Origin of the sequence: Rhizobium sp. RU35A, from assembly GCF_900156005.1 — a bacterium.
Taxonomy (GTDB): Bacteria; Pseudomonadota; Alphaproteobacteria; order Rhizobiales; family Rhizobiaceae; genus Neorhizobium; species Neorhizobium straminoryzae.
The window spans coordinates 101,776-126,199 of the sequence record NZ_FTMR01000012.1; the positions used below are offsets into that span (position 1 = coordinate 101,776).

Genomic DNA, 24,424 nt, shown 5'->3' on the forward strand with positions numbered 1-24,424 from the left:
GAGATCCCATGCCTGAACTGGACATACAGATCAGCGTCGAAGACGAGCGCTGGCCAGACGAGGAGCAGCTTTCTGCCCTCAGTGAACGTGTGCTCGGCGCTGCAGCCGGCTTCATCGCCACCGAGGAGAAGCAGCCCTTCCCGCCGCACCCGTGCGAGGTGTCGCTGGTCTTCACCGACGATGCGGCGATCCGCGAGATCAATGCCGAATGGCGCGGCAAGGACAAGCCGACCAATGTCCTGTCCTTCCCGGCTTTCCCGGTCACGCCCGGCAAGACGCCGGGGCCGATGCTGGGCGATATCGTGATTGCCCGCGAGACGGTGGAGCGCGAGGCGCTTGACCTTGAGAAGTCCTTCGATGACCATCTGACCCATCTGATGGTGCACGGCTTCCTGCATCTTTTCGGTTATGATCACATCGAAACCGACGAGGCCGAGAAAATGGAAGCCCTGGAGACTCGTATTTTGGCCAGGCTTGGCCTATCTGATCCCTATGCGGGACAAGACCCGCTGGTTTGACACTGGAACGATGAACGAGATTTCGACAAACGCCGTTCGCGACGGCAATGCATCGGAACAGTCATCCTCTGACGAGGGTGGCAGTCCGTTAAGGCGGGATGCGCATGCGCGCTCGTCCAATTCCTTCTGGGCACGGGCGATCCGCCTGCTGAGGCCCTCACAGGGAGAACGCCTCCGCGAGGATCTCGCCGATGCCCTTCTCACCGATACGGCCGTCAGCAATGCCTTTTCGCCTGAAGAACGGGCCATGCTGCACAATATCCTCCGCTTCCGCGAGGTGCGTGTCGAGGACATCATGGTTCCGCGCGCCGATATCGAAGCGGTCGACATGACGATGACGCTCGGCGACCTGCTGATCCATTTCGAGGAAACCGGTCGCTCGCGCATGCCCGTCTATTGCGACACGCTGGATGATCCGCGCGGCTTCGTGCACATCCGCGATCTCCTGTCCTATCTCGCCAAGCAGGCCCGCAACAAGCGTCGCGGTACGGCGGCAGCGAAGCCTGCAACCGTGGCAGACGGTGAGGCCGTGCTGAAGGAAAAGGTGGTGCGGACGCCGCGCCCGGCCTTCGATCTCGGTCGCGTCGATCTGACGAAGACGGTGGCCGATGCCGGCCTGATCCGCAAGATCCTGTTCGTGCCACCCTCGATGCTGGCGTCCGACCTGTTGCAGAGCATGCAGGCGGCGCGCACACAGATGGCGCTTGTGATCGATGAATATGGCGGCACCGACGGCCTTGTCAGCCACGAGGACATCGTGGAAATGGTGATCGGCGACGTTGAGGACGAGCATGACGATGACGAGGTCATGTTCTCCCGCACCAGCGAGGATGTGTTCATCGCCGATGCGCGCATCGAACTGGAGGAGATCGCCGAGGCGATCGGCCCGGATTTCGACATTCGCGACCGTCTGGAGGATGTCGACACGCTGGGCGGCCTGATCTTCTCGGCGCTTGGCCGCATTCCGGTGCGGGGTGAACTCGTGCAGGCCGTTCCCGGCTTCGAGTTCCAGATTCTCGACGCAGACCCGCGCCGCATCAAGCGCGTTCGCATCATGCGCAAGCGCGCCGCCGCTGCCCGTCGTCGCCAGATCAAGGGGGAGGGCGAGGGACACCCGGCCGATCTCCTGCCGGCATCTGCGGAAGGGCAGGGAGCCGACAGCGCGTCGACCGCAGCCCGTCCGGAGTGATCGCTGCGCACGCACGACACTCGGCCCCTTTGATGGCCGGATTGCACGACATTCACCAGGACCCGAAAATCGGACAGATTTTCGGGTCTTAGTTTGGGCAGGAACGGGAAAGGCTCGGGCGCTATGCCGCCAGGGCAACACGAATCGGGCCGAGGTGAAGGGGTGGTGATGGAAAGACTGGCGAACCGGGTGATGCTTCTGTGGGGCATACGCCGCGCAGGGCTTGCCATTCTGGCCGGAGCCATCGGTGCGCTGGCGCTGCCGCCCTTTTCCTTTCTGGCCGCCCTGTTCGTGTCCTTCACGCTGCTCGTGTGGCTGATGGATGGCTGCGCGGAAGCGCCGGGAAGCGGGAGAATGGCGCGCTGGCGCTCCACCTTCCTTCTCGGTTGGCTGTTCGGTTTCGGCTATTTCGTGGCCGGTCTCTGGTGGCTCGGCAATGCACTTCTGGTGGAGGCGGATGAGTTCGCCTGGGCGTTGCCGCTGGCCATCCTCGGCCTGCCGGCCTTCCTGGCGCTCTATTATGGCCTTGCCACCTGGCTGGCCGGTCTCTTGTGGTCGGACGGATTTGGACGGATCGCCGCGCTTGCCGCCAGCTTCGGCCTGATCGAATGGCTGCGGGGCCTGTTGTTCACGGGCTTTCCATGGAATGCCATCGGCTACGGCGTGATGCCGGTGCCGATCATGATGCAGTCGACCGCTGCGATCGGCATCTTCGGCGTTTCGACGCTTGCCGTCTTTGTTCTTTCCGCTCCCGCCCTCATCGGCACGCGCAAGGGGGCGCCGATCGGCCTGGCGCTGGCGGGGCTGATGATTGCTGCCCATTTCGGCTATGGTGCCTATCGGCTCAGCGAAAGGCCGACGGCTCACCGTTTGGATCCGCCCGTCACGGTGCGCGTGGTGCAGCCGGTTATCGATCAGGCCCGCAAGATGGATACGGGCGACGACCGGCGGGCCGTGTTCGAGGAACATCTGGCGCTTACCGCGCTGCCGCCGAAGCCGGGCACCCGGCGTCCGGACATCGTCATCTGGCCGGAAACCTCGGTTCCCTTCATCCTTACGGAAACTCCGGGCGCGCTCGCCCGCATCGCGGATGTGCTGGAGGATGGCCAGATCCTGATTGCCGGTGTGGTGCGCATGGAAGCGCGCGGGGCGGGTCAGGAGCCGCTTTACTACAATTCAATCTATGCGATCGACAGCCAGGGCCAGATCATTGCTGCAACCGACAAGGTGCATCTGACCCCGTTTGGGGAATATTTACCATTCGAACGCTTCTGGAACCGGCTGGGCATTTCCAACATCGTTGACATGCCGGGCGGTTTCACTGCCGGCACGCGCCCTGCGCTGATCACGCTGCCGTCGGGTGCGTCATTTTATCCGCTCATCTGCTATGAAGCGATCTTTCCCAATGAGTTGACGGCGGATGCGGGTCGCGCGGCGGCTCTCCTCAACATCACCAATGATGCCTGGTTCGGCAGGACGCCCGGGCCATACCAGCACTTCCTGCAGGCCCGTCTCCGGGCTGTCGAGACGGGCTTGACACTGATTCGCGGCGCAAACAGCGGGGTTTCGGCGGTCATCGACGGGCATGGCCAAATCAAAGAAGGCCTTGACTTCGATCAAAAAGGCGTGATCGACTCGACTTTGGGTGGTGACGTCGTCCCGTCGTGGGACATATACGCGCGTGAAACGCACTTCTGGTTGTTGATCATTACTATGTTCTTGATTGCAGGCGTTTCGCGCATGGGTTTAAAAATCCGCCTCAATTGACCGGAAAACCCTAAAATTGCATAGTGCAACCGCGTTCGTTGGAACCTGTGCTTTCATGCGGTGCCTGGGCAGCACGCAAGTATGCGGAAGTATATGGGTACACGTATTGCGAGTTATGGGGATTGAAGATCAACCTAGGACGTTTACGATGACTGAGAACAAGAAGAAGCCGAACCCGATCGATATTCATGTCGGGAGCCGTATCCGGCTTCGCCGCACCATGCTTGGCATGAGCCAGGAAAAACTGGGCGAAAGCCTTGGGATCACCTTCCAGCAGATCCAGAAGTATGAAAAGGGCACCAACCGCGTTGGCGCCAGCCGCCTGCAGAACATTTCCAGCATTCTCAACGTACCCGTCTCCTTCTTCTTCGAAGATGCGCCTGGCGAACAGTCCGCCGGCGGCCCGGGCCTCGCCGAAGCGTCCAGCTCGAACTACGTCGTCGATTTCCTGTCCTCGTCCGAAGGTCTGCAGCTCAACCGCGCCTTCGTGAAGATCACCGACCCCAAGGTTCGTCGCAAGCTGGTCGATCTCGTCAAGGCACTGGCCGCCGAAGCCGACGTCGACTGAGCCCGTTCGACAGGCATCCCCGAGAAAGCGGCCCCAGTGGCCGCTTTTTTTTGGCAAAAATGTCACCTTCGGGCGCGGCGTAAACCTTCCGTTGTCGTATAAAGATATATTTATGTGGTTCTGTCCTTGTTTTTGAGCGACGAACTCACTACCACAGACAGCGGTTTGTTCTTGAGGGGAATCCCAGCATGCGCGCCAACTACCTGTTTACCAGCGAATCCGTCGCCGAAGGTCATCCTGACAAGGTGTGCGATCGCATTTCCGATGAAATCGTCGATCTGGTTTACCGGGAGGCGGCGAAGACCGGCGTTGACCCGTGGACGGTTCGCATTGCCTGCGAGACGCTCGCCACGACCAATCGCGTGGTGATTGCCGGCGAAGTGCGCCTGCCGCCGAGCCTGATGAAGACCGACAAGAACGGCAACGAGGTGATCAACCCCGCGAAGTTCAAGACGGCAGCCCGTCGCGCCATCAAGGACATCGGCTACGAACAGGACGGCTTCCACTGGAAGACCGCCAAGATCGACGTGCTCCTGCATTCCCAGTCGGCCCACATCGCCCAGGGCGTGGACAATGCCGCTGACCAGCAGGGTAATGAGGGCGCCGGCGACCAGGGCATCATGTTCGGTTACGCCTGCAACGAGACGCCGGAACTGATGCCGGCGCCGATCTATTACTCGCACCGCATTCTTCAGCTGCTGTCTGCCGCCCGCAAGAAGGGCGAGGGCGATGTCGGCAAGCTCGGTCCTGATGCCAAGAGTCAGGTGACGGTGCGCTATGTCGACGGCAAGCCATCGGAAGTGGCCTCTATCGTTCTCTCGACCCAGCACCTGGACGAGAGCTGGGATTCGAAGAAGGTGCGTGAGGTCGTCGAGCCCTATATCCGCGAGGCACTGTCCGATCTGAAGATTGCCGACGACTGCGCCTGGTACATCAACCCGACCGGCAAATTCGTGATCGGCGGCCCGGATGGCGATGCCGGCCTCACCGGCCGCAAGATCATCGTGGACACCTATGGCGGGGCCGCGCCGCACGGCGGCGGTGCCTTCTCCGGCAAGGACACCACCAAGGTCGACCGCTCCGCCGCCTATGCCGCGCGCTATCTCGCCAAGAACGTCGTCGCCGCCGGCCTTGCCGACAAGTGCACGATCCAGATTTCCTATGCGATCGGTATTGCCCAGCCGCTGTCGATCTATGTTGACCTGCATGGCACTGGCAAGGTAACCGAAGACCAGGTCGAGGCCGCGATCCGCAAGGTGATGGACCTCTCTCCGAGCGGCATCCGTCGTCACCTCGATCTCAACAAGCCGATCTATGCCAAGACGTCTTCCTACGGTCATTTCGGCCGCAAGGCAGGCCGCGACGGGTCCTTCTCCTGGGAGAAGCTTGATCTCGTGAAGCCGCTGAAGGAAGCCCTGAAGAACTGAAGGACGAACCGAAATGGATACCGAGCGCCGGTCGCGAGCCACCGAGGCATTCTTTGGCCGGCGCAAGGGAAAACCGTTGAGGGACCGCCAGTCGGACCTGATGTCGGCCGTCCTTCCGTCCCTGCGCATCGATCCGGCCGGACCCCGGCCGGATGACCTTGCCACGCTATTTCCTGTCCCCGTTACCGCGATCCGGCTGGAAATCGGCTTCGGCGGCGGCGAACATCTGGTGCACCGCGCCGGTGAACAGCCGCAGACCGGCTTCATCGGCGTCGAACCCTTCGTCAATTCCATGGCGAAGCTGCTTGCCCGGGTCGAAGACCTCGCCCTCCAGAACATCCGCGTCTATGACGACGATGCCACCGTGCTGCTGGACTGGCTGCCGGAGGGCTCGATCGACCGTATCGACCTGCTCTATCCCGATCCGTGGCCGAAGAAGAAGCACTGGAAGCGGCGGTTCGTCTCGCAGGTCAATCTCGCCCGCTTCCATCGCGTGCTGAAGCCTGGCGGCCTGTTCTGCTTCGCCTCCGACATCGACACCTATGTGAACTGGACGCTGCAGCATTGCGCGGCCCATGGCGGCTTCCGCTGGACGGCCGAGGAGCCGGCGGACTGGCTGACGCCGTTCCCGACCTGGCCCGGCACGCGCTATGAGGCCAAGGCCCGGCGTGAAGGCCGTTCCTCTGCCTATCTGACATTTGTGAGGGATTGAGGCGGCAGGCGAAAAGCCCGATGCCGCAGGTGCGGGACCGTCAGTGGAGGCTGACGGTCTTGAGGTCGTCTTCGGCGGCCTTGAAGAAGGTGCTGGAGCGGTTGTCGGTCAACAGAATCGGCGTGCCATCGGCACCGAACAGGGCCCAGAGATCCAGTGCCGGATCGATCTGCGGCGCTTCGGGAAAGCAGCGGGTGACATCTTCGGAGCGCATCTTGCGGATGTAGCCGACCTCGCCGGAGCCGAGATGGGCAAGTTCCGATTGCGTCAGTCGCGCGGTGGCGTTCTTGAGGAGCATTCCAGCCTCCGTATGAGGGGTACGGGCATTTCTGCCAGGCCTCTTACTTTGAAACCGAAATGTTAATTTTTCGCACCATGCGTTCAGGCTCGGGACGAATGAGATCGACCGAGAGAAGCCCGTTGGAGAGTTTCGCCCCGGACACCTGCATGCCATCCGCCAGCACGAAAACCCGCTGGAACTGGCGCGCCGCAATGCCGCGGTAGAGATAGTCGCGCTCTCCCGTTTCCACCTGCCGGCCGCGGATCGTCAGCTGGTTTTCCTCGACGCTGACATCGAGATCGTCCTCGGAAAAACCGGCGACCGCGAGCGTGATGCGCAGCCTTTCCGGCTCGCCCGCGGCATCCGGCCGCATCCTCTCGATGTTGTAGGGCGGATAGCCGTCATTCGCCTTGGCCAGGCGCTCGAGGGTCTTTTCCATGGTGTCGAAACCCAGCAGCAGAGGGCTGGTGAAGGGGGTGATGCGGCTCATCGCGCAGTCCTTGATAGCAAGCGACTTTATGGGCTGGCGCACCCGTGTGGCATGCGCCGGATGACGAGCAATATGGTGTGCCGGAACGGCCAGTGCAAGTTTTCGCAAGCGACCGTTCCGCAGGTTTGTCCTGTCGGCGCCGCAGCGTTCAGAGCCGCGCCGCCACCTCGCCAGCTGTGGGAATGGCCGGCTGGGCGCCGGGCTTCAGGCAGGCGAGCGAGCCTGCCACCGCCGCCCGACGTAGCGCTGTGGCAAAATCCAGCCCCTGGTCGAGGCTTGCCGCGAGATAGCCGCAGAAGGTGTCGCCGGCGCCGACGGTATCGACCGGTTCGATGACAAGGCCCTTGGCCCTCAGTACCTCGCCGGCATGCAGCGCCACGACTCCGTCGCCGCCAAGCGTCACCACCAGCGTCTGGCCCGTCTTCGCATGCAACTGCTGCATTTCGGCAAGCCGCGCCGCATCGTCGAGATCATGCTTGCCGATCAGCAGCTCGAATTCGGTTTCGTTGGCGACCACGATGGAGGCAAGACCGGCCAGCCGGATGGCATCCGTCGTCAGCGGCGCGGTGTTGAACAGGGTGCGGATGCCGCGCGCCTTCGCCGCCTGCATGGCTGCTTCGACGGCCGCGGCCGGCACTTCCATCTGCAGCATCAGCGTATCGCCATCGGCCATGCCTGAGACGGCGGCCGTGCCGTCTTCCGGCAGGAAGATGCCGTTGGCGCCGGGCACGACGGCGATCATGTTCTCGCCATCGCCGCCGACCAGAATCAGCGCCGTGCCGGTGGGTTCGCCGACGCGGCGCACGGCGGACAGATCGGCGCCGGCGGCGTCCAGCAGGGCGAGTGCCGGTGTGGCGAAGCCGTCATTGCCGACGGCGGCCACCATGCGCACGGGGCTTCCGGCGCGCTGGGCCGCCAGCGCCTGGTTGGCGCCCTTGCCGCCGGCGGCGGTGGAGAAGCTGTCGCCTGCCACCGTTTCTCCCGGCTGCGGCAGGCGCGCCGTGGTGGCGATGAGGTCCATGTTGACAGAACCGAAGACAGTGATCATGAGGTGTGAAGCCCTGCGTGCTGGTGTTTCCTGTGCGGCGGACACTGCCCGAGCGGGTCAATCCTCGTCAACCACCCTCAGCTTCAGAAGTCCCGTCCGGCTTTCGACGGCACGCTCCACCGGGGGCTCGGACGGTGCGGACGGTTTTGCCACCGGCTGTTCCAGTTCGAGCGCGCCGATACGGGCGCCGCGGCGGGTCAGCTTGTCGGATGAGGTGAGGATCTGCTCCACATCGCGCGTCGCGGCCTGGAAATGCGCCTGCAGCTTGCGGGTGCGCTCGTCCAGCCGCAGCAGATCTTCCATCAGCAACGCCACTTCGCCCTGGATCAGATGCGCCTGTTCGCGCATGCGCTGATCCTTCAGCACAGCCTGGATGACCTGGATCGACAGCATCAGCAGCGAGGGGGAGACGATGACGATGCGGGCACGCTGCGCCTTCTGCACCACGCCCTCGAAATGCTCGTGGATCTCCGCGAAGATGGATTCGGATGGCACGAAGAGGAAGGCCGTCTCCTGCGTTTCGCCGGCGATCAGGTATTTTTCCGAAACGTCGCGGATATGGGTTTCGAGATCCCGGCGGAATTGCTGGCCGGCGGCCTTGCGCGCCTCCGGCTGGGTGGCCTCGCGAAAGGCATGCCAGGCTTCCAGCGGAAACTTGGCATCGATGACGAGCGGCGGCGCCCCGTTCGGCATGGGCACGAGGCAATCCGGCCGCAAGCCGTTGGAAAGTGTCGCCTGGAAACTGTAGGCTCCTTGTGGAAGGGCATCCGCTATGATCGCCTCCATGCGGCCCTGGCCGAAGGCGCCGCGCGTCTGCTTGTTGGAGAGGATCGCCTGCAGCCCGACGACGTCGCGGGCGAGCGTCTGGATATTGCTCTGGGCTGCGTCGATGACGGCAAGCCGCTCCTGCAGCCGGCGCAGGTTGTCGTGTGTGGTGCGCGTCTGTTCGGCAATCGTGGAGCCCAGCCGATGCGACATGCCGTCGAGGCGCTGGTTGATGGCGCGGTTGAGTTCCGCCTGCCGGCTGCCGAGCGCATCCGTCATCGCCGCGACGCGGCCCTGCATTTCCACCTGGGCCTGCATCAGTTCCGCCAGACGAAGGTCCAGCCCGGCCTTGTCTGCCTGTCCGCCGCGCCGCAAAAGCAGCGACAGCACAAGCCCGATGGCAAGGCCGCCAAGGAGAAACAGGCCGCCCGGGCCGGCAAGGAGGGCGAGGATCTGGTCGAAGAGGCGAAGGCTGTCGTTCTGCATCGTCAAACGGTAGCGGAGTTTGGGTGAGGACGAAAGATCAAAACGGGAACAAATGCGTTTTGCCACGCAAAACCCGCCTTTCGGCCAGTTTCCTCCTCGGAAAAGATGGAGTATGGGAGGCGCATGACGATCAAGCCTCTTATCATTCTTCCCGATCCCCTTCTGCGTCAGGTGTCCCAGCCGATCGAGCAGGTCAATGCCGACGTGCTGCAACTGGCCGACGACATGCTGGAAACCATGTATGACGCCCCGGGCATCGGCCTTGCCGGCATCCAGATCGGTGTGCCGCGTCGCATCCTGGTGGTGGATGTCTCGCGCGAGGGCGAGGAGAAGCAGCCGCTGGTGATCATCAACCCGGAGATCGTTGCGTCCTCCGACGAGCGTTCGGTCTACGAGGAAGGCTGCCTGTCGATTCCGGAATATTATGCCGAGGTGGAGCGCCCGGCGGCCGTCACCGTGCGCCACGTCGGCCGCGACGGCAAGGAGCACCTGCTGGAGGCCGACGGGCTTCTGGCCACCTGCCTGCAGCACGAGATCGACCATCTGAACGGCGTGCTGTTCATCGACCATATTTCCCGCCTGAAGCGCGAGATGGTGATCAAGCGCTTCACCAAGGCCGCCAAGTCAAAACCCAAGGCCATCTGACTGCTTGAAGCCCAGCCGCCGTCTTCCTATGATGAGATTGACATCAGGGAGGGTGGCCCTTGGGTGACCTGTTGATCAGAAATCTGGATGAAAAACTCGCACACCAGATCGCGGCACGGGCGAGCCGAGCTGGGCGCACCTCGTGCGAAGAGGCAGAAGACCTGCTGCGGAAAAGTCTGCAACTGACGGAGCCTGACGCCGACCCTCCTGCACAGACGGCCTTCGATGCGATCCGCTCGATCTTGTCGAGGAAGGCGCCCTCGATGAGGAATTTTCCAGAATCATGGATGAGGTGGAAGCGGAGCGAAAGCGGGAGTTCGGCAGGCCACCCGAAGACCTCGAGTGATCGTGCTCGACACCAATATCGTCTCGGAGTTCTCCCGGCCCAGGATGAATGCCAATGTCCTTCGCTGGTTTGAGGCGAGTGATTTCGGGTCCCTTTACCTCTGCAGCGTGGTAATCATGGAGCAGATCTACGGGGCGGATCGCATTTTGCGGCAGTCCGGATCGGATCGCTATCATCGGGTTCTCGAACGGCTGATCGAAGAGAGATTCGACAACCGGATCCTGGAGTGGACGATTGCCGATGCAGAGAGAACCGGCCAGATCCACGCCCGCCGCGATGCCATCGGCCGGCCGATGGGCGTGCAGGATGCCATGATCGCCGCCATTTGCCTAGGCCATGGCGCAAGCCTTGCCACCCGCAACACAAAAGACTTCGAAGGGCTTGATCTTCGGCTCGTAAACCCGTTTGAAGTCGGCTGACGACAACAGGACGGACTTCATGGCGCTCAGCATCATCTTCATGGGAACACCGGAATTTTCCGTGCCGACGCTGAAGGCACTGGCGGAGGCCGGCCACGAGATCGTTGCGGTCTACACCCAGCCGCCGCGTCCAGGCGGGCGCCGCGGGCTCGATCTGCAGAAGTCCCCGGTGCATCAGGCGGCCGAGGCGCTCGGGTTTCCTGTCTTCACGCCTCTGAATTTCAAGGCGGCCGAGGAGCGTGCCCGTGTGCGTGCACTGGGCGCCGATGTCGCCGTGGTGGTGGCCTATGGCCTGCTGTTGCCGGTCGAGGTGCTCGAGGCGACGCGACTCGGCTGCTACAATGGTCATGCGTCGCTTCTGCCGCGCTGGCGCGGGGCCGCTCCCATCCAGCGGGCGATCATGGCGGGTGACGAGAAGACCGGCATGATGGTGATGCAGATGGAAAAGGGGCTGGATACCGGCCCGGTGGCGCTGACCGCCGAAGTTCCGATCGGGCCGGACACCACGGCCGGCGCCTTGCACGACACTCTGATGGCGGTCGGCGCGAAGGCCATGGTGGAGGCCATGGCGCGGCTGGAGGCCGGCGCGCTGCCGCTGACGCCGCAGCCGGAGGAGGGCGTGCTCTACGCCGCCAAGATCGACAAGGGCGAGACGCGCATCGATTTTTCCCGGCCGGCCAAGGCGGTGCATGATCATGTCCGTGGCCTGTCGCCCTTTCCCGGCGCCTGGTTCGAGGCCGAGATCAACGGCAGGCCGGAGCGCATCAAGGTGCTCGAAAGCACGCTGGCCGACGGAGATGGCGCGGCCGGCACGATCCTCGATGAGCATCTGACGGTGGCCTGTGGCGAGGGGGCGGTTCGGCTGACGCGCTTGCAGAAGGCGGGTGGCAAGCCGCTGGCGGCCGAGGAATTCCTGCGCGGCACGCCGCTCGCATCGGGCACGAGGCTCGCCTGATGCCGCGTTTCAAGATGACCGTCGAATATGACGGCACGCCCTATGTCGGCTGGCAGCGGCAGGAGAATGGTCATTCGGTGCAGTCCGCGATCGAGGGGGCGATCCTGTCCCTGACGCGGGAGACGGTCAGCATCCGCGCGGCCGGGCGCACCGATTCCGGCGTGCATGCGCTCGGCCAGGTGGTGCATGCGGATCTGTCCCGCGACTGGGCGCCTTACAAGCTGCGCAACGCGCTGAACGCGCATCTGGCGCTTGCCGGCGAGAAAGTGTCGATCATTTCCGTCGAGGCCGTGCCTGATGTCTTCGACGCCCGCTTTACGGCGCTCCGGCGGCATTATCTCTATCGCATCATCTCGCGCAAATCGCCGCTTGCCATCGAGGCCAAGCGGGCCTGGTGGGTGGCGAAGGAACTGGATCACGAGGCCATGCACGCGGCCGCCCAGAGGCTGGTCGGCCATCACGATTTCACCACCTTCCGCTCCGCCCATTGCCAGGCGAAAAGCCCCGTGCGCACGCTGGATCGGCTGGATGTGACCCGCCACGGCGATCTCATCGAGATCCGCGCCACCGCGCAGAGTTTTCTGCACAACCAGATCCGTTCCTTTGCCGGCACGCTGAAGCTGGCGGGGGAGGGCAGGATGACGCCGCAGGATGTGCAGGATGCGCTGGAGGCGCGGGATCGCGCTGCCTGCGGTCCGGTCGCGCCGCCGGAAGGGCTCTATTTCATGCAGGTGGATTATCCGGATGCCGAGGGCTTAGCCCGGATAGACGTCCAAGAAGCGCTCCAGCGCATCGGAGATGAGGAGTGAGGGCACGATCAGCACCATGGTGATCGTCGCGATCATCAGGCGCTGATCGCCGAACACCATCCGGAAGATGCGCGACATCGCCACGATCAGCGCGACAATGGCGGCAAGCCAGATGAGAGCGACAAGACCTGTCAGCCCCGGGAGCACCACCAGCACAAGGCTCAGCACGCCGTAAAGGTAGGAAAACGGCAGCGATAGCCAGTTGGTGACCAGCACGATCGCCGGAAAGAAGCGGCCGATGCCGAGCAACAGTGCCATAATGCCGGCGAGCACCAGCGGCAGGATCCAGTTCGCCGCCTCCAGCATCGCCATGCGCACGAAGAATACGGCTCCCAGCGACTGGCTGGGCGGCAGCCCCTGCATGTAGGCGAAGCGCCACCACACCCAGGAGAAAGCAATGGCCGGCGCGCACCAAGCAATCGCCCAGAACGAACGCATCATGCCGCGGTCGGAGAGATCGAGATACTGGAAGCCCGCACGGTTGCCCTTGATCAGCAGCCACAGGCCGAAAAGATAGAGTTTGACTTCAGTGAAGGAGGGCAAGCGACGAGGCTCCGGGAGGGACATGTGTTTCAGCCATAGGGAATATGCAGTCCCATCGAAGTTTCAAGGGTCTGCGCTATCCAGAGCGGCAGAAGCACGACGACCGACACAATAAGGCTCCGCCGCCACCGCGACCCGCCGATGACGGTGTGGGCAATGGGCCAGAGCATCGACAGCAGCAGGGTGACGGCGAGCGCCAGCACGGCGAGGCGGGCAAGCCAGAGCCAGACTGTGCCGCCACCGATCAGCAGCAGCAGCGGCAGAAGCAGCAGATAGCCGCCATGCACCACGGCGACGCCGCCCCAGTTCACCATGACGATCAGCGGGCGTGCCAGCGGCCGAAGGCCGAGCAGGAGAGAGGCCAGGGCCACCGACAGCAACGCCATGCCCCAGCAGGCCAAATTGACCGCGAGAACCTGATAGACAAAGACGAGATGTCCGCGGCCGCCATCGGGCACCACCTGCAGGAAGCCGATGCGCCACAGGATTGCGGAAAGCAGCAGCGCCGGCAGGCAATAGAGAATGGCCCTGAACGAGCGGATCACGCCTTCGTCCGAAATGTCGAAATGGGAGAGGCCGCGCGCATCGCCGCGGGCCAGCAGAACGAGCCCGCCGAGGTGATGGCGGATCTCCTCAGCTGGCCGCATGCTGGAACCAGCGCTCGATGAAGGTCTCGTAGATGGTGGTGAGCGTCTCCAGATCCGCCAGCGCCACCCGTTCGTCCACCATGTGCATGGTCTGGCCCACCAGCCCGAATTCCACCACGGGGCAGTAATCCTTGATGAAGCGGGCATCCGATGTGCCGCCGGTGGTGGAGAGCGCCGGCACCTTGCCGGTCACGGCCTCGACGGCGCCCGACAAGGACGAAATCAGCGCATCGTTGCGCGTCAGGAACACATGGCTCGGCCGTTCCGACCAGGTGATCTCGTAGCGGATCGGCGCGCGGCCGGGGCGTAGCGTCTGGTCGGCGGCTGCCGCATCCAGCCGGCGCACCAGCTCGTCCTGCAGGCTCTCGGCGGTCCAGAGGTCATTGAAGCGCACGTTGAAATCGAAACGCGCGCGCGCGGGAATGACATTCGTCGCGCGGTTGCCGGTATCGATGGTGGTCACTTCCAGATTGGTCGGCGGAAAGTTCTCGGTGCCGGTGTCGAGCGGGGGATGCATCAGCGCGGTTGCCATGGTGGCGACGGCCCGCAACGGATTGTCGGCCAGATGCGGATAGGCTGCATGGCCCTGCACGCCATGCACGGTGACGAAGCCGGAGATCGAGCCGCGGCGGCCGATCTTGATCATATCACCCAGCTGGTCGGGATTGGTCGGCTCGCCGACGAGACAGGCATCCCAGCGCTCGCCCCTCTCCGCCGCCCATTCCAGCAGCTTGACGGTGCCGTTGATCGCCGGGCCTTCCTCGTCGCCGGTGATGAGGAAGGAGACCGAGCCCTTCGGCGCCCCGTGCTTTTCCACGTAGCGGGCAAGTGCCGCCACGAAGCAGGCAATGCCGCCCTTCATGTCCACGGCGCCGCGGCCGAACATCTCTCCGCCGGCAATCTCCGCCGCAAAGGGCGGATGCGTCCAGGCCGCCTCGTCGCCCACCGGAACGACATCCGTATGCCCGGCAAACATCAGATGTGGGCCGTCGCTGCCGAGGCGGGCATAGAGGTTTTCGATGTCCGGCGTCCCCGCCTCGCTGGCGGTGACGCGCTCGACGGCAAAACCGAGCGGCGCCAGCATCGCCTCAAGCGCGACAAGCGCCCCGCCTTCCGCCGGGGTTACGGAGGGGCAACGGATCAGGGTGGCCAGATTGTCGGCCGCGTTCGTGACGGACATCGGGATCAGGCCTTCGCTCAGTCGCGCAGCAGTTCGTTGATGCCGGTCTTCGAACGGGTCTTCTCATCCACACGCTTGACGATGACGGCGCAATAGAGATGCGGTGCAGGCTGGCCGTTGCCCATCGTGGCATTGGCTGACGGCATGGAGCCGGCGACGACGACGGAATAGGGCGGCACTTCGCCATACATCACCTCGCCCGTGGCGCGGTCGACGATCTTGGTCGACTTGCCGATATAGACGCCCATGCCGAGCACCGAACCTTCGCGGATGATGCAGCCTTCGACCACTTCGGAACGCGCGCCGATGAAGCAGTTGTCCTCGATGATCGTCGGGCCGGCCTGGAGCGGTTCCAGAACGCCGCCGATGCCCACGCCACCCGAGAGGTGCACGTTGGCGCCGATCTGGGCGCAGGAGCCGACGGTCGCCCAGGTGTCGACCATGGTATTCTCGCCGACATAGGCGCCGAGATTGACGAAGGAGGGCATCAGCACGACGCCCTTGGAGACATAGGCCGAGCGGCGCACGACGGCATTCGGGACGGCACGGAAGCCGGCGGCGCGGAACTGGTTCTCGCCCCAGCCTTCGAACTTGGAGGGCACCTTGTCCCACCATGTGGAGGCGCCGGGGCCGCCCTTGACGACCTCCATATCGTTGAGACGGAAGGACAGAAGAACGGCCTTCTTCAGCCACTGGCGAACGGTCCAGCTGCCGTCCTCGCCGCGGGAGGCAACACGCAGCGTGCCGTTGTCGAGAAGGGTCAGAGCCTCATCCACCGCATCGCGGATTTCGCCCTTCGTGCTGATGGTCACGCTGTCGCGATTGTCGAAGGCGTTTTCGATCGTTGCTTCGAGGGTGGCGAAGTCCTGGTTCGCGGGGCTGGTCATCGGAAGTCCTTGGCTGTCAAACGGAACGTGATGAGGGGACGCTTTCTGCCGGCTGGCAAAGTCTTGAGGATTGATCTAAGCGACCGCCTCTCGGGCGTCAACGTGGTTTGGCGTTCCGGCGTCTTGCCCCGTCCGGCCAGGAGGCTGCACCGGGCGATGACAATTTGGCGGGAACCTACGGATTCGTAATCGATTGCGAGTTAGACAAGGGTTTGAAGGCTAGAATATGGAGGATAGACCCATGGCAGCGGGCAAGAGCGACAGGCTGAGGCGCAAGGGCGGCGTGTTCGATCCGCTGAAGGACAGCTCGGTCGACAAGCTCAGGGCGCGCGCGATTCCGAAAACACCGCAATCGGTGTCGCCCTCCTATCGGCTCGCCTATGCGGACGAAGACTTCCTGTGTCGCGACGAACTGCGGCCGGTGCGTCTGCAGCTCGAACTGCTGAAGCCCGAGATGATCCTGACGGAGATGGGCATCAAGTCCACCGTTGTGCTGTTCGGCGGCGCGCGCATTCCCGCACCCGGCGCGGAACCCTGGGCGGCGCGCAACGAGACGCAGCGCAAGAGCCTGGAGGAGGCCTCTGTCTATTACGAGGAGGCGCGCAAGTTCGCCGTGCTCTGTGCCGGCGAATCCGCGCGCCATGCGCATCAGGAATTCGTGGTCGTCACCGGCGGCGGGCCGGGCGTCATGGAAGCCGGCAATCGTGGCGCGGCAGAGGCGGGGGCGCCAAGCATGGGCCTCAACATCCTGCTGCCGCACGAGCAGGCGCCCAACCAGTACGTGACGCCGGCGCTCAGCTTCAACTTTCACTACTTTGCCATCCGCAAGATGCATTTCCTGATGCGGGCGCGGGCAATTGCGGTGTTTCCCGGCGGCTTCGGCACGCTGGACGAGCTGTTCGAGGCGCTGACGCTGATCCAGACGCGGCGCATGGAGCGCATTCCGCTGATCCTGTTTGCAGAAGCCTTCTGGCGCAAGATCATCAATTTCGAGGCGCTGGCGGAGTTCGGCACCATTGCGCCGGAAGACATGGATCTCATCAGTTTCGTGGAAACGGCTGAAGAGGCCTGGCGCGTGATCGCCGATTTCTACGAGCTGAAGGCCGGCTGACCCTGAAACGAAGAGGCCCGCCCCCGAGCGAAAGGGGCGGGCCATACGTCGGCGGCGGACCTTACAGGGGGCGGTCCGGCAGGTCGTCGACGGTGATCAAACCATCCTTGTTGCGATCCATGCGATCGAACAGCTTGTTGAGGGCTTCGGTTGCTTCCGCCTTGCTGATCTGGCCGTTCTCATCGGTATCGATCATGCGCACCAGCGCCATCATGGGCATCATCCCGCGCTCCATGGCGTGACGCTTGCCGTGGCGCATCTCGTCGCGGGGACCATGCCGCGGACCATCCTTGTCAGCCATTTCCCCGGGGCCATCCTTGCCGTCCGGGCCGCGCGGAGCATCACCCGGCGGTGGAGGAGGAGGGGTGTCGCCATTCGCCATATCGGGGCCATGGGGACCAGGGCCGCGGCCTTCGTGCTCGGCACGGTGCTTCTCGCGCCAGGCGTCCATACGGGCCTCCTGGAACTTGCGCAGTTCGCCCGGCGTCAGCACGCCGTCCTTGTTGGTGTCGATCTCGGCAAACAGCTTGTCGCCCCATGCCATCAGCTCGTCCTTGGAGATCTTGCCGTCCCTGTTGGTGTCGGCCTCCTTCAGAAGGCGCACGAACATCACGTCTTCCATCATGCCGCGATCCGGACCGGGGCCATGGCGCTCCGGCCGGCCGGGGGCGGCGAAACTCGCGGGAGCGGCGGCGCCAACCAGAAATGTCGCGCCGAGGGCAGCGAGAACGAGTTTCTTGACCGTCATGGAGGGCTTCCTTTCCTGTTGTCGTCGGAGGAAAGATAAGCCGGCCCTTGCGGAGCCACCACTTAAACATCGGTAATCTCGATGAACCTTTGGTAAGGTTGTCGTCAGCGGGCCAGGACTGCGTGCAGGAAAGCGGTCAGGTCGTCGGTCATGTAATCGACATTCGGATCTTCGTCCGATGCCTGTTCCCAGCGTTCGATGACGAAGTCGCCGAGGTTGCGCGGCACCAGCAGAACGGTCTTCATACCGAGCGCGCGCGGAGCTTCCAGATTGCGCGGCAGGTCCTCGAACATCGCCGCGTGGCGGGTATCGACGCGATTGAGGCTCGCGAACTTGTCATAGGTCGCGCCGGCCGGCTTCGGCACGTAATCGGCCGCGACGATATCGAAGATGTCGTCGAAATGGTCGAGAATACCGAGCGCCCGTGCGGCTGCCTCAGCATGCGAGACGGTGCCGTTGGTGAAGATGAACTTGCGCCCCGGCAGCGCCCGGATCGCCTCCCCGAGTTCCGGATGCGGCAGAAGCGCCGAATAATCGATGGCATGGGCTTTTTCGAGAAAGGCGTCGGGATTGATGCCGTGATGCACCATCAGCCCTTTCAGTGTGGTGCCATGCTCGTGATAATAGCGTTTCTGCAGTGCGCGCGCCTCGTCGCGCTCCATCTGCAAGAGCTCCGCCACGAAATCCGTCATGTTGCGGTCGATCTGGGAGAACAGATTGACGTGATGCGGATAGAGCGTGTTGTCGAGATCGAACACCCAGTCGCGGACATGGGCGAAATCGGCGGGGTTCGGCGTGGCGTTGAGCTGTGGCATGGCCGCTTTATGCACCGGGGCGCCGGCAAAGGGAAGCGGCAAAGCAGCGGCGAGAGATGGCGTTGCGCAAAGGCGAACCGATTGCCGCCCGGCTGGCCTTGGCGGCCGGTTGGCCGGGTGCTAGCACGTCGTCATGGAACCCTGGATACCAATCACTATCGCCGCCGCCTTCCTGCAGAACCTGCGCTCCGCCCTGCAAAAACACCTGCAGGGCTCGCTCGGCACGCGCGGCGCAAGTTTTGTGCGGTTCGGCTACGGCTTTCCCGTGGCCGTTCTCTACGTGATCGCCCTGCATGCTCTGGCCGGCTATCGGTTGCCGGTGCCGACGTTCGGCTTTGCGGTCTGGGCGGTGATCGGCGGTCTGGCACAGATCTATGCGACGATCATGCTGGTGCATCTCTTTTCGCTGCGCAACTTCACCGTCGGCACGGCCTATTCCAAGACGGAGCCGATGCAGGCGGCCCTGTTCGGCCTGCTGATCCTCGGCGAGCGCCTGAGCCTTGGCACCGTGATCGCCATCCTGATCGGCGTCCTTGGCGTGATGACCATTTCGGTCGCCCGCTCGCCGCTGACGGCGGGCAGCCTCATTCGCTCGCTTACCAGTCGCACGGCACTGATCGGTATTGCCTCGGGCGGCGTGTTCGGCATTTCGGCGGTGGCCTATCGCAGCGCCTCGCTGTCTCTCGATGGTCCGAACGCTGTGATGCAGGCCGCCGTGACGCTTGCCTGCGTGACAGGTTTCCAGACGCTGTTCATGCTCGGCTGGATGCTGCTGACTGATCGCAGCGAGATCGGCAAGGTTGTCCGCTCCTGGCGTACCTCGTCATTGGTGGGGTTTGCGGGCGTGGTCGGCTCGGCCGGCTGGTTCACAGCCATGACCCTGCAGCAGGTGGCCTATGTGCGGGCGCTCGGCCAGATCGAACTGGTGTTCACCTTCATGGCCTCGGTCTTCCTGTTCAAGGAGCGGGTCAACCGGCTGGAACTGATGGGATGCCTGCTGATCGTTGCAGGCATCCTCGGTCTTCTGTTCTTCTGAACCGTGCGCCAGGCGGCGATCAGGGCACGAGCAGGGTGCCGGCGCCGCCTTCGGTGAAGATTTCGAGCAGCACCGAATGCGAGGTCTTGCCGTTCAGGATGACGACGCCCTGCACGCCGGCGCGGATCGCGTCGATGCAGGTCTCGACCTTGGGGATCATGCCGCCGGAAATCGTGCCGTCCTTGATCAGCGCCTGCGCCTGCGCGACGGACAGTTCCTTGATCAGGTTCTTGTCCTTGTCGAGAACGCCCGGCACATCGGTCAGGAACAGCAGGCGGTCGGCGCGCAGCGCGCCGGCAATCGCACCGGCAAAGGTATCGGCATTGATATTGTAGGTCGCGCCGTCGCGGCCGGGAGCGACCGGCGCGATGACCGGGATCATTTCCGACTTGGCCAAGAGGTCGAGGAGCGTACGGTCCACTTCCACGACATCCCCGACAAAGCCGAGATCCAGAACGCGTTCGATGTTGGAATCCGGGTCGATCACGGTCTTGCGGGCCTTTTCGGCAAACACCATGTTGCCGTCCTTGCCGCACAGGCCGATCGCCCATTCGCCGGTCTGGTTGATGAGAGCGACGATTTCCTTGTTGATCGAGCCTGCCAGCACCATCTCGACGATCTCGACCGTCTTCTGGTCGGTAACGCGCAGGCCACCCTCGAACTTGCTCTCGATGCCCATCTTGGCGAGCATGGCGCCGATCTGCGGCCCGCCGCCATGCACGACGATCGGGTTCACGCCAGACTGCTTCAGGAGCGCGATGTCTTCCGCAAATGCCTTGCCGAGCGTGGTGTCGCCCATGGCGTGGCCGCCATATTTTACCACGATGGTCTTGTTCTCGTAACGCTGCATGTAGGGCAGGGCCTGCGCCAGCAGCCGGGCCTGCATCTCGCTTTCGGGCGTGGACATGATGTACCTCTGGATCGTGCGGTCCGGCCTTTTAACCCATGTTCTTGGCGGAGGAAATAATCCGCGCGCAACAAATCGGCGTAAGGTTGGGTGCGGTTTGAAACGTGATGCGCCATGGTGTCCATGACGCATTGACAGCGAACCCGCCGCGTTGGATCCTTGGATGTTGCGGAGGGGTGAGGCATATCCGCACGGAGGATTTCCGCCAGGTGGAAGGCTTGCTGCTATCTGCCGGAGACGGGAAGTTTCCGCCCGGAACAGTCCCGGCCATGTCAGACAGGACGAAAGAGTAAGAGGACCGATGAGCAGTCCGAACCAGAGCGAGGGGGATCGCGCCAGGGATGAAGTCCTGGCCGGCGAATATGTGCTGGGCGTGCTGTCGCCGGAAGGCCGCGCGCGCGTGGAGGCTCGCATCCGTCGCGATCGGGCCTTTGCGGCCATTGTTGCGCGCTGGGAGCAGAATCTCGCCCCGCTTGCCGATGATTACGAAGCGCTCTCTCCTCCTGATTTCATCGTGCCGATGGTCGAGCGGCGGATGATTGCCGCGCGCCAGAAGTCGCTGTCACGTCCTTTCAGGGGGCGCTCCCTCTGGGCATCGCTCGGGCTCTGGCGCACGCTCACCTTCGTTTTCGGCTTTCTCTTTGCCGGCGTACTCTTCTTCAGCACCCATGCACCGGCTCCCGCAATCGTGCCGCCCCCCATGCGACCGCTGGTGGACCTCAAGGCACAGGACAATCCGATGAGCCTGGCGGCCCGTTACGATTCGGGTGAGGGGCGCCTGCGCCTGGCGCCTGTCGCAACGGCGGGAAGCGACCAGCAATCCCTGGAGGTCTGGGCGATCGAGACCAATGCAGCGCCGGTCTCGCTCGGCGTGCTGCCGCAGGCGGGAGATGGCGAACTGATCGTGTCGAAGGAATGGCGTGGCCGCCTCAAGCCGGGTGTGACGCTTGCCGTCAGCCGCGAGGCCTATGGTGGCTCACTGAGCGGCAGGCCGACGGGTGCCTTCGTGGCAAGCGGTACCGTGTCTGCGCCCTGATCGGGAAGGGCAGGTCCTGCCGCCCGTCAGGCCCGCAAGCGGCGCCGGCGAGGCGAAGAGAGGGGCCCGTCACGTCAGGGTCTATAGCCCACGGTTTCGCCAATGGCGCGGCGCAGGTCGTCCAGTCCCTCAACCTTTTCCGATGAGGTCGCGAGAACTTCGGGATAGGCCGCCGGACGCTTGCGGATCTTCTCCAGCGTCTCGGCGATCAGGCGTGGCACGGCGGGCGGCTTGATCTTGTCGGTCTTCGTCAGCACCACCTGATAGGAGACGGCGGCCTTGTCGAGCAGCGTCAGCACGTCCTCGTCATTCTTCTTGATGCCGTGCCGGCTGTCGATCAGCACATAGACGCGCTTCAGCGTGGCGCGGCCACGCAGGTAATCAAAAACGAGCTTCGTCCAGGCATCCACCTGATCCTTCGGCGCCTGCGCATAGCCGTAGCCCGGCATGTCCACCAGCGCCATCGGCGGCAGGTCATCCCCTTCACCCGAATAGCCTTCCGGCACGAAGAAGTTCAATTCCTGTGTCCGGCCCGGCGTGTTGGAGGTGCGTGCGAGCCCCCTCTGCCCCACCAGCGCATTGATCAGCGAGGATTTGCCGACATTGGAGCGGCCGGCAAAGGCCACTTCCAGTGGCCCCTGCGGCGGCAGGAAGTTCATGGAGGGAACGCCCCGGATGAAGATCCAGGGGCGGCCGAACAGCGGCTTTTCCTCGTGTGGTGCGTCCATGATGCTGCTGCCTGTTCTTGGTGTGTCGTCGGATTGGTGTCCGGCTTCCGGGTTTTCGGCCGCCATGTCAAGGCTCGGCGCGGTGTGTCGCCTGCCGGAAAAAGAAGACCCCGGTCGAAGCCGGGGTCTTGCGGGGCGTCATTTGCTTGCGGCCGGTTTTCGCTTGAACAGGCCCTTCAGGTTGTCGAACAGCTCGATCTTCACGCCGTGGCGCTTCATGATCAGAGACTGCTGGATGATCGACAGCGTGTTGTTCCAGGCCCAGTAGATCACCAGACCGGCCGGGAAGGAGGCCAGCATGAAGGTGAAGATCAGCGGCATCCAGGTGAAGATCATCGCCTGGGTCGGATCCGGCGGCGTCGGGTTCATGCGCATCTGCAGGAACATCGTGATGCCCATCACGATCGGCCAGACGCCGATCAGAAGCGCATGCGGTACGTCGTAGGGCAGAAGACCGAACAGGTTGAACAGCGAGGTCGGGTCCGGTGCGGAGAGGTCCTGAATCCAGCCAAAGAAAGGCGCATGGCGCATTTCGATGGTGACGTAGATCACCTTGTAGAGCGAGAAGAAGATCGGGATCTGCAGGAGAACGGGCCAGCAGCCGGCGATCGGGTTGATCTTCTCTTCCTTGTAGAGCTGCATCATGGCCTGCTGCAGCGCCACGCGGTCATCCCCATGCTTGGCCTTCAGCTCTTCCATCTTCGGCTGCACGCGCTTCATGCCGGCCATCGAGGCATACTGCTTGCTGGCCAGCGGGAAGAACAGCGCCTTGACGACGATGGTGGTGCAGAGGATCGCCACGCCGAAGTTGCCGAAGAAGCGGAAGAAGAAGTCCATCAGCTTGAACATCGGCTTGGTGATGAAATAGAACCATCCCCAGTCGATCAGAAGGTCGAAGCGCGGGATCGACAGCGACTGCTCGTAGCCATCCACCAGCGGCACTTCCTTGGCGCCGGCAAAGACCATGCTCTTCAGCTCGGTCGACTGGCCGGGCTGGATGGTGATCGCGTCGCTCTTGTAATCCGCCTGGTAGCGCGGCTGACCATCGGCGAAGTGCATGAAGCGGGATTCATAGGGAACCGACTGCGGCGGAATGAGCGTCGTTGCCCAGTACTTGTCGGTGATGCCAAGCCAGCCGCCGGTTGCCTTCGGATTGTTGTAGGCTTCCTTCTCGACGTTCTTGTAGCTTTCCTCCATCAGGCCGCTCGTGGCGCCGATGACGCCGAGGAAGCCTTCATGGATGACGTAGACGGCCGGATGCTCCGGCTTGTTGTAGCGGGTGACACGGCCATAGGTGGAGAGCGACACGGGCTCGCCGGTCGGGTTCTGCACCTTGTCGGCAACGGTCAGCATGTAGTGTTCGTCCACGCTGATGGTGCGGGTGAACACGAGGCCCTTGTCATTGGTGTAGGTGAGCGTTACCGGCGTCTTCGGCGTCAGCTTGTCGCCGCCTGCCAGCGTCCAGACGGTGTTCGGGCCCGGGACCGTGCCGGCATTGTCGCCGCCGATGTAGCCCAGTTCCGTGAAATAGCCGTCGCGCGTGTCAGCGGGCGACAGCAGCGTGATCGTCGGGCTCTTCGGATCGACTGTCTCGCGATAGTCGCGCAGTTGCAGGTCGTCGAGGCGGGCGCCGGTCAGGTTGATGGAGCCATTGAGGGCTGGGGTGTCGATGGCAACGCGCGGGGTCTTGGCAAGAGCCTGCTCGCGGGTCGCGGCGGGGGCAGCCTGCGTGGAGCCGGGCAGGTTGCCGGTCACTGTGCCGCCGGCGGACGAGGTCTGGGCGGCCGGCGTGGTGCCATCGGCCTGCTGCGTCGTCTGGGCCTGCTGGGCGCGCGCTGCCTCTTCGGCGCGCTGCGCCTCGAGCCTCGGGTTCATGTAGAGGAACTGCCAGGCCAGGACGATCAGCACCGAAAGCGCAATCGCGATGTAATAGTTACGGTTCTTTTCCATCATGCTTTCCTGGAACGGGTCTCCTCGGACCGCTTGGGTTTCGGTCGGCTCTCCAGGCGTTCGGAAAGCGCCTGCGTGATGTCGGCGAAGGAAGCTGAAAGCACCTCGCGTCGGGCGACAATCACATAGTCATGACCGTCTTTCATTGCAAACCGGGCGGTTTGCCGAACCGCCTCGCGCAGGCGCCGGCGCATGCGGTTCCGCTCGACGGCGTTGCCCTGCTTCTTGGTGACCGTAAAGCCGACGCGGGGCGCGCTTTCCGGCTCCTTGCGGTCGAGCACTTCCAGGAGGAAAAGCGGGCCACGCCGCTTCTGTCCCTCCCGGACAGCAAGAAACTGCGGCCGGCTTTTCAGCCGCCCGACAGTCTTGTTTTCATCGTCGGAAGACGACATCGCCCGCGCGTTCCGGGCAG

Annotated in this window: 27 protein-coding genes; 13 read left to right on the forward strand and 14 right to left on the reverse strand. The window is 63.5% G+C overall.

From position 1 onward, the window contains the following. Positions 1-8: 8 nt before the first annotated feature. The 6 genes from ybeY (at position 9) to trmB (ending at position 6,181) form a co-directional block, all read left to right on the forward strand. Positions 9-518 carry an rRNA maturation RNase YbeY gene (ybeY, locus tag F3H95_RS22455; RefSeq protein ID WP_142880795.1) on the forward strand — a complete coding sequence of 170 codons (510 nt, stop codon included), beginning with the start codon at positions 9-11 and terminating at the stop codon, positions 516-518. Between the two features lie 10 nt (positions 519-528). Continuing rightward, a complete protein-coding gene (locus tag F3H95_RS22460) occupies positions 529-1,707 on the forward strand; it encodes a hemolysin family protein (RefSeq protein ID WP_149747635.1) in 1,179 nt (392 codons plus the stop codon). Positions 1,708-1,875: 168 nt separating this feature from the next. Further along, entirely contained in the window at positions 1,876-3,474 is a 1,599-nt protein-coding gene (gene lnt / locus F3H95_RS22465) for an apolipoprotein N-acyltransferase (RefSeq protein ID WP_142880793.1), read from the forward strand. A 148-nt stretch (positions 3,475-3,622) separates the two neighbouring features. Continuing rightward, the gene (locus F3H95_RS22470) at positions 3,623-4,042 is read left to right on the forward strand and encodes a helix-turn-helix domain-containing protein (protein WP_142880792.1); all 420 of its coding nucleotides are present in this window, start codon (positions 3,623-3,625) and stop codon (positions 4,040-4,042) included. 188 nt (positions 4,043-4,230) lie between these two features. Further along, positions 4,231-5,469 carry a methionine adenosyltransferase gene (metK, locus tag F3H95_RS22475; RefSeq protein ID WP_142880791.1) on the forward strand — a complete coding sequence of 413 codons (1,239 nt, stop codon included), beginning with the start codon at positions 4,231-4,233 and terminating at the stop codon, positions 5,467-5,469. Between the two features lie 13 nt (positions 5,470-5,482). After that, the gene (trmB, locus tag F3H95_RS22480; RefSeq protein ID WP_149747636.1) at positions 5,483-6,181 is read left to right on the forward strand and encodes a tRNA (guanosine(46)-N7)-methyltransferase TrmB; all 699 of its coding nucleotides are present in this window, start codon (positions 5,483-5,485) and stop codon (positions 6,179-6,181) included. A gap of 40 nt (positions 6,182-6,221) precedes the next feature. Here trmB and F3H95_RS22485 read toward each other — a convergent pair whose 3' ends face one another. The 4 genes from F3H95_RS22485 to rmuC form a co-directional block, all read right to left on the reverse strand. Further along, the gene (locus F3H95_RS22485) at positions 6,222-6,479 is read right to left on the reverse strand and encodes a DUF1150 family protein (RefSeq protein ID WP_142880789.1); all 258 of its coding nucleotides are present in this window, start codon (positions 6,477-6,479) and stop codon (positions 6,222-6,224) included. A gap of 43 nt (positions 6,480-6,522) precedes the next feature. Continuing rightward, positions 6,523-6,951, reverse strand: a complete 429-nt coding sequence (locus F3H95_RS22490; protein ID WP_142880788.1) for an Hsp20 family protein — start codon at positions 6,949-6,951, stop codon at positions 6,523-6,525. Between the two features lie 148 nt (positions 6,952-7,099). Then, positions 7,100-7,999, reverse strand: coding sequence for a ribokinase (locus F3H95_RS22495; protein ID WP_149747637.1), 900 nt, complete (start codon positions 7,997-7,999; stop codon positions 7,100-7,102). 57 nt (positions 8,000-8,056) lie between these two features. Continuing rightward, positions 8,057-9,256, reverse strand: coding sequence for a DNA recombination protein RmuC (gene rmuC / locus F3H95_RS22500; protein WP_149747671.1), 1,200 nt, complete (start codon positions 9,254-9,256; stop codon positions 8,057-8,059). A gap of 117 nt (positions 9,257-9,373) precedes the next feature. Here rmuC and def point away from each other — a divergent pair, with 117 nt between their 5' ends. The 4 genes from def (at position 9,374) to truA (ending at position 12,424) form a co-directional block, all read left to right on the forward strand. Then, positions 9,374-9,895 carry a peptide deformylase gene (gene def / locus F3H95_RS22505; RefSeq protein WP_210245850.1) on the forward strand — a complete coding sequence of 174 codons (522 nt, stop codon included), beginning with the start codon at positions 9,374-9,376 and terminating at the stop codon, positions 9,893-9,895. A gap of 342 nt (positions 9,896-10,237) precedes the next feature. Further along, positions 10,238-10,660: a type II toxin-antitoxin system VapC family toxin gene (locus F3H95_RS22510; RefSeq protein WP_149747638.1), complete on the forward strand. Its 423-nt coding sequence runs from the start codon at positions 10,238-10,240 to the stop codon at positions 10,658-10,660. Between the two features lie 19 nt (positions 10,661-10,679). Continuing rightward, positions 10,680-11,615: a methionyl-tRNA formyltransferase gene (fmt, locus tag F3H95_RS22515; RefSeq protein WP_149747639.1), complete on the forward strand. Its 936-nt coding sequence runs from the start codon at positions 10,680-10,682 to the stop codon at positions 11,613-11,615. Next, positions 11,615-12,424: a tRNA pseudouridine(38-40) synthase TruA gene (truA, locus tag F3H95_RS22520; RefSeq protein WP_149747640.1), complete on the forward strand. Its 810-nt coding sequence runs from the start codon at positions 11,615-11,617 to the stop codon at positions 12,422-12,424. The genes fmt and truA overlap by 1 nt, the downstream gene beginning before the upstream one ends. Here the strand turns inward: truA and F3H95_RS22525 are convergent. From F3H95_RS22525 to dapD, 4 genes are read right to left on the reverse strand one after another with little or no spacing between them, the layout of a single operon-like run. Further along, positions 12,371-12,967, reverse strand: coding sequence for a hypothetical protein (locus F3H95_RS22525; RefSeq protein ID WP_149747641.1), 597 nt, complete (start codon positions 12,965-12,967; stop codon positions 12,371-12,373). The two genes, truA and F3H95_RS22525, sit on opposite strands and share 54 nt — an antisense overlap. Positions 12,968-12,996: 29 nt before the next feature. Continuing rightward, a complete protein-coding gene (locus F3H95_RS22530; RefSeq protein ID WP_149747642.1) occupies positions 12,997-13,614 on the reverse strand; it encodes a hypothetical protein in 618 nt (205 codons plus the stop codon). Next, positions 13,601-14,794 (reverse strand): succinyl-diaminopimelate desuccinylase, encoded by a 1,194-nt coding sequence (gene dapE, locus F3H95_RS22535; protein ID WP_149747643.1) that lies wholly within the window; start codon positions 14,792-14,794, stop codon positions 13,601-13,603. Before dapE ends, F3H95_RS22530 begins: the two co-directional genes overlap by 14 nt. Before the next feature lie 17 nt (positions 14,795-14,811). After that, positions 14,812-15,681: a 2,3,4,5-tetrahydropyridine-2,6-dicarboxylate N-succinyltransferase gene (gene dapD / locus F3H95_RS22540; protein ID WP_142880780.1), complete on the reverse strand. Its 870-nt coding sequence runs from the start codon at positions 15,679-15,681 to the stop codon at positions 14,812-14,814. Between the two features lie 241 nt (positions 15,682-15,922). Between dapD and F3H95_RS22545 the strand changes: the two genes are divergently transcribed. Further along, entirely contained in the window at positions 15,923-16,792 is an 870-nt protein-coding gene (locus F3H95_RS22545; RefSeq protein WP_142880779.1) for an LOG family protein, read from the forward strand. A gap of 61 nt (positions 16,793-16,853) precedes the next feature. Here F3H95_RS22545 and F3H95_RS22550 read toward each other — a convergent pair whose 3' ends face one another. Beyond that, entirely contained in the window at positions 16,854-17,540 is a 687-nt protein-coding gene (locus F3H95_RS22550; RefSeq protein WP_149747644.1) for an EF-hand domain-containing protein, read from the reverse strand. Between the two features lie 104 nt (positions 17,541-17,644). Continuing rightward, the gene (locus tag F3H95_RS22555) at positions 17,645-18,355 is read right to left on the reverse strand and encodes a pyrimidine 5'-nucleotidase (RefSeq protein WP_142880777.1); all 711 of its coding nucleotides are present in this window, start codon (positions 18,353-18,355) and stop codon (positions 17,645-17,647) included. Between the two features lie 133 nt (positions 18,356-18,488). On the opposite strand from F3H95_RS22555, the gene F3H95_RS22560 reads away from it, so the two are divergent. Then, positions 18,489-19,391 (forward strand): DMT family transporter, encoded by a 903-nt coding sequence (locus F3H95_RS22560; RefSeq protein ID WP_142880776.1) that lies wholly within the window; start codon positions 18,489-18,491, stop codon positions 19,389-19,391. A gap of 19 nt (positions 19,392-19,410) precedes the next feature. On the opposite strand, the gene argB is transcribed toward F3H95_RS22560, so the two are convergent. Then, positions 19,411-20,298: an acetylglutamate kinase gene (gene argB, locus F3H95_RS22565; RefSeq protein ID WP_142880775.1), complete on the reverse strand. Its 888-nt coding sequence runs from the start codon at positions 20,296-20,298 to the stop codon at positions 19,411-19,413. 301 nt (positions 20,299-20,599) lie between these two features. Between argB and F3H95_RS22570 the strand changes: the two genes are divergently transcribed. Then, positions 20,600-21,334 (forward strand): anti-sigma factor, encoded by a 735-nt coding sequence (locus tag F3H95_RS22570; protein ID WP_149747645.1) that lies wholly within the window; start codon positions 20,600-20,602, stop codon positions 21,332-21,334. 74 nt (positions 21,335-21,408) lie between these two features. Here F3H95_RS22570 and yihA read toward each other — a convergent pair whose 3' ends face one another. From yihA to rnpA, 3 genes are all read right to left on the reverse strand, one after another. After that, positions 21,409-22,062 carry a ribosome biogenesis GTP-binding protein YihA/YsxC gene (gene yihA / locus F3H95_RS22575; RefSeq protein WP_149747646.1) on the reverse strand — a complete coding sequence of 218 codons (654 nt, stop codon included), beginning with the start codon at positions 22,060-22,062 and terminating at the stop codon, positions 21,409-21,411. 138 nt (positions 22,063-22,200) lie between these two features. After that, positions 22,201-24,012, reverse strand: coding sequence for a membrane protein insertase YidC (gene yidC / locus F3H95_RS22580; protein ID WP_142880772.1), 1,812 nt, complete (start codon positions 24,010-24,012; stop codon positions 22,201-22,203). Further along, positions 24,012-24,404, reverse strand: coding sequence for a ribonuclease P protein component (gene rnpA, locus F3H95_RS22585; protein ID WP_142880771.1), 393 nt, complete (start codon positions 24,402-24,404; stop codon positions 24,012-24,014). Before rnpA ends, yidC begins: the two co-directional genes overlap by 1 nt. Positions 24,405-24,424: the final 20 nt, after the last annotated feature.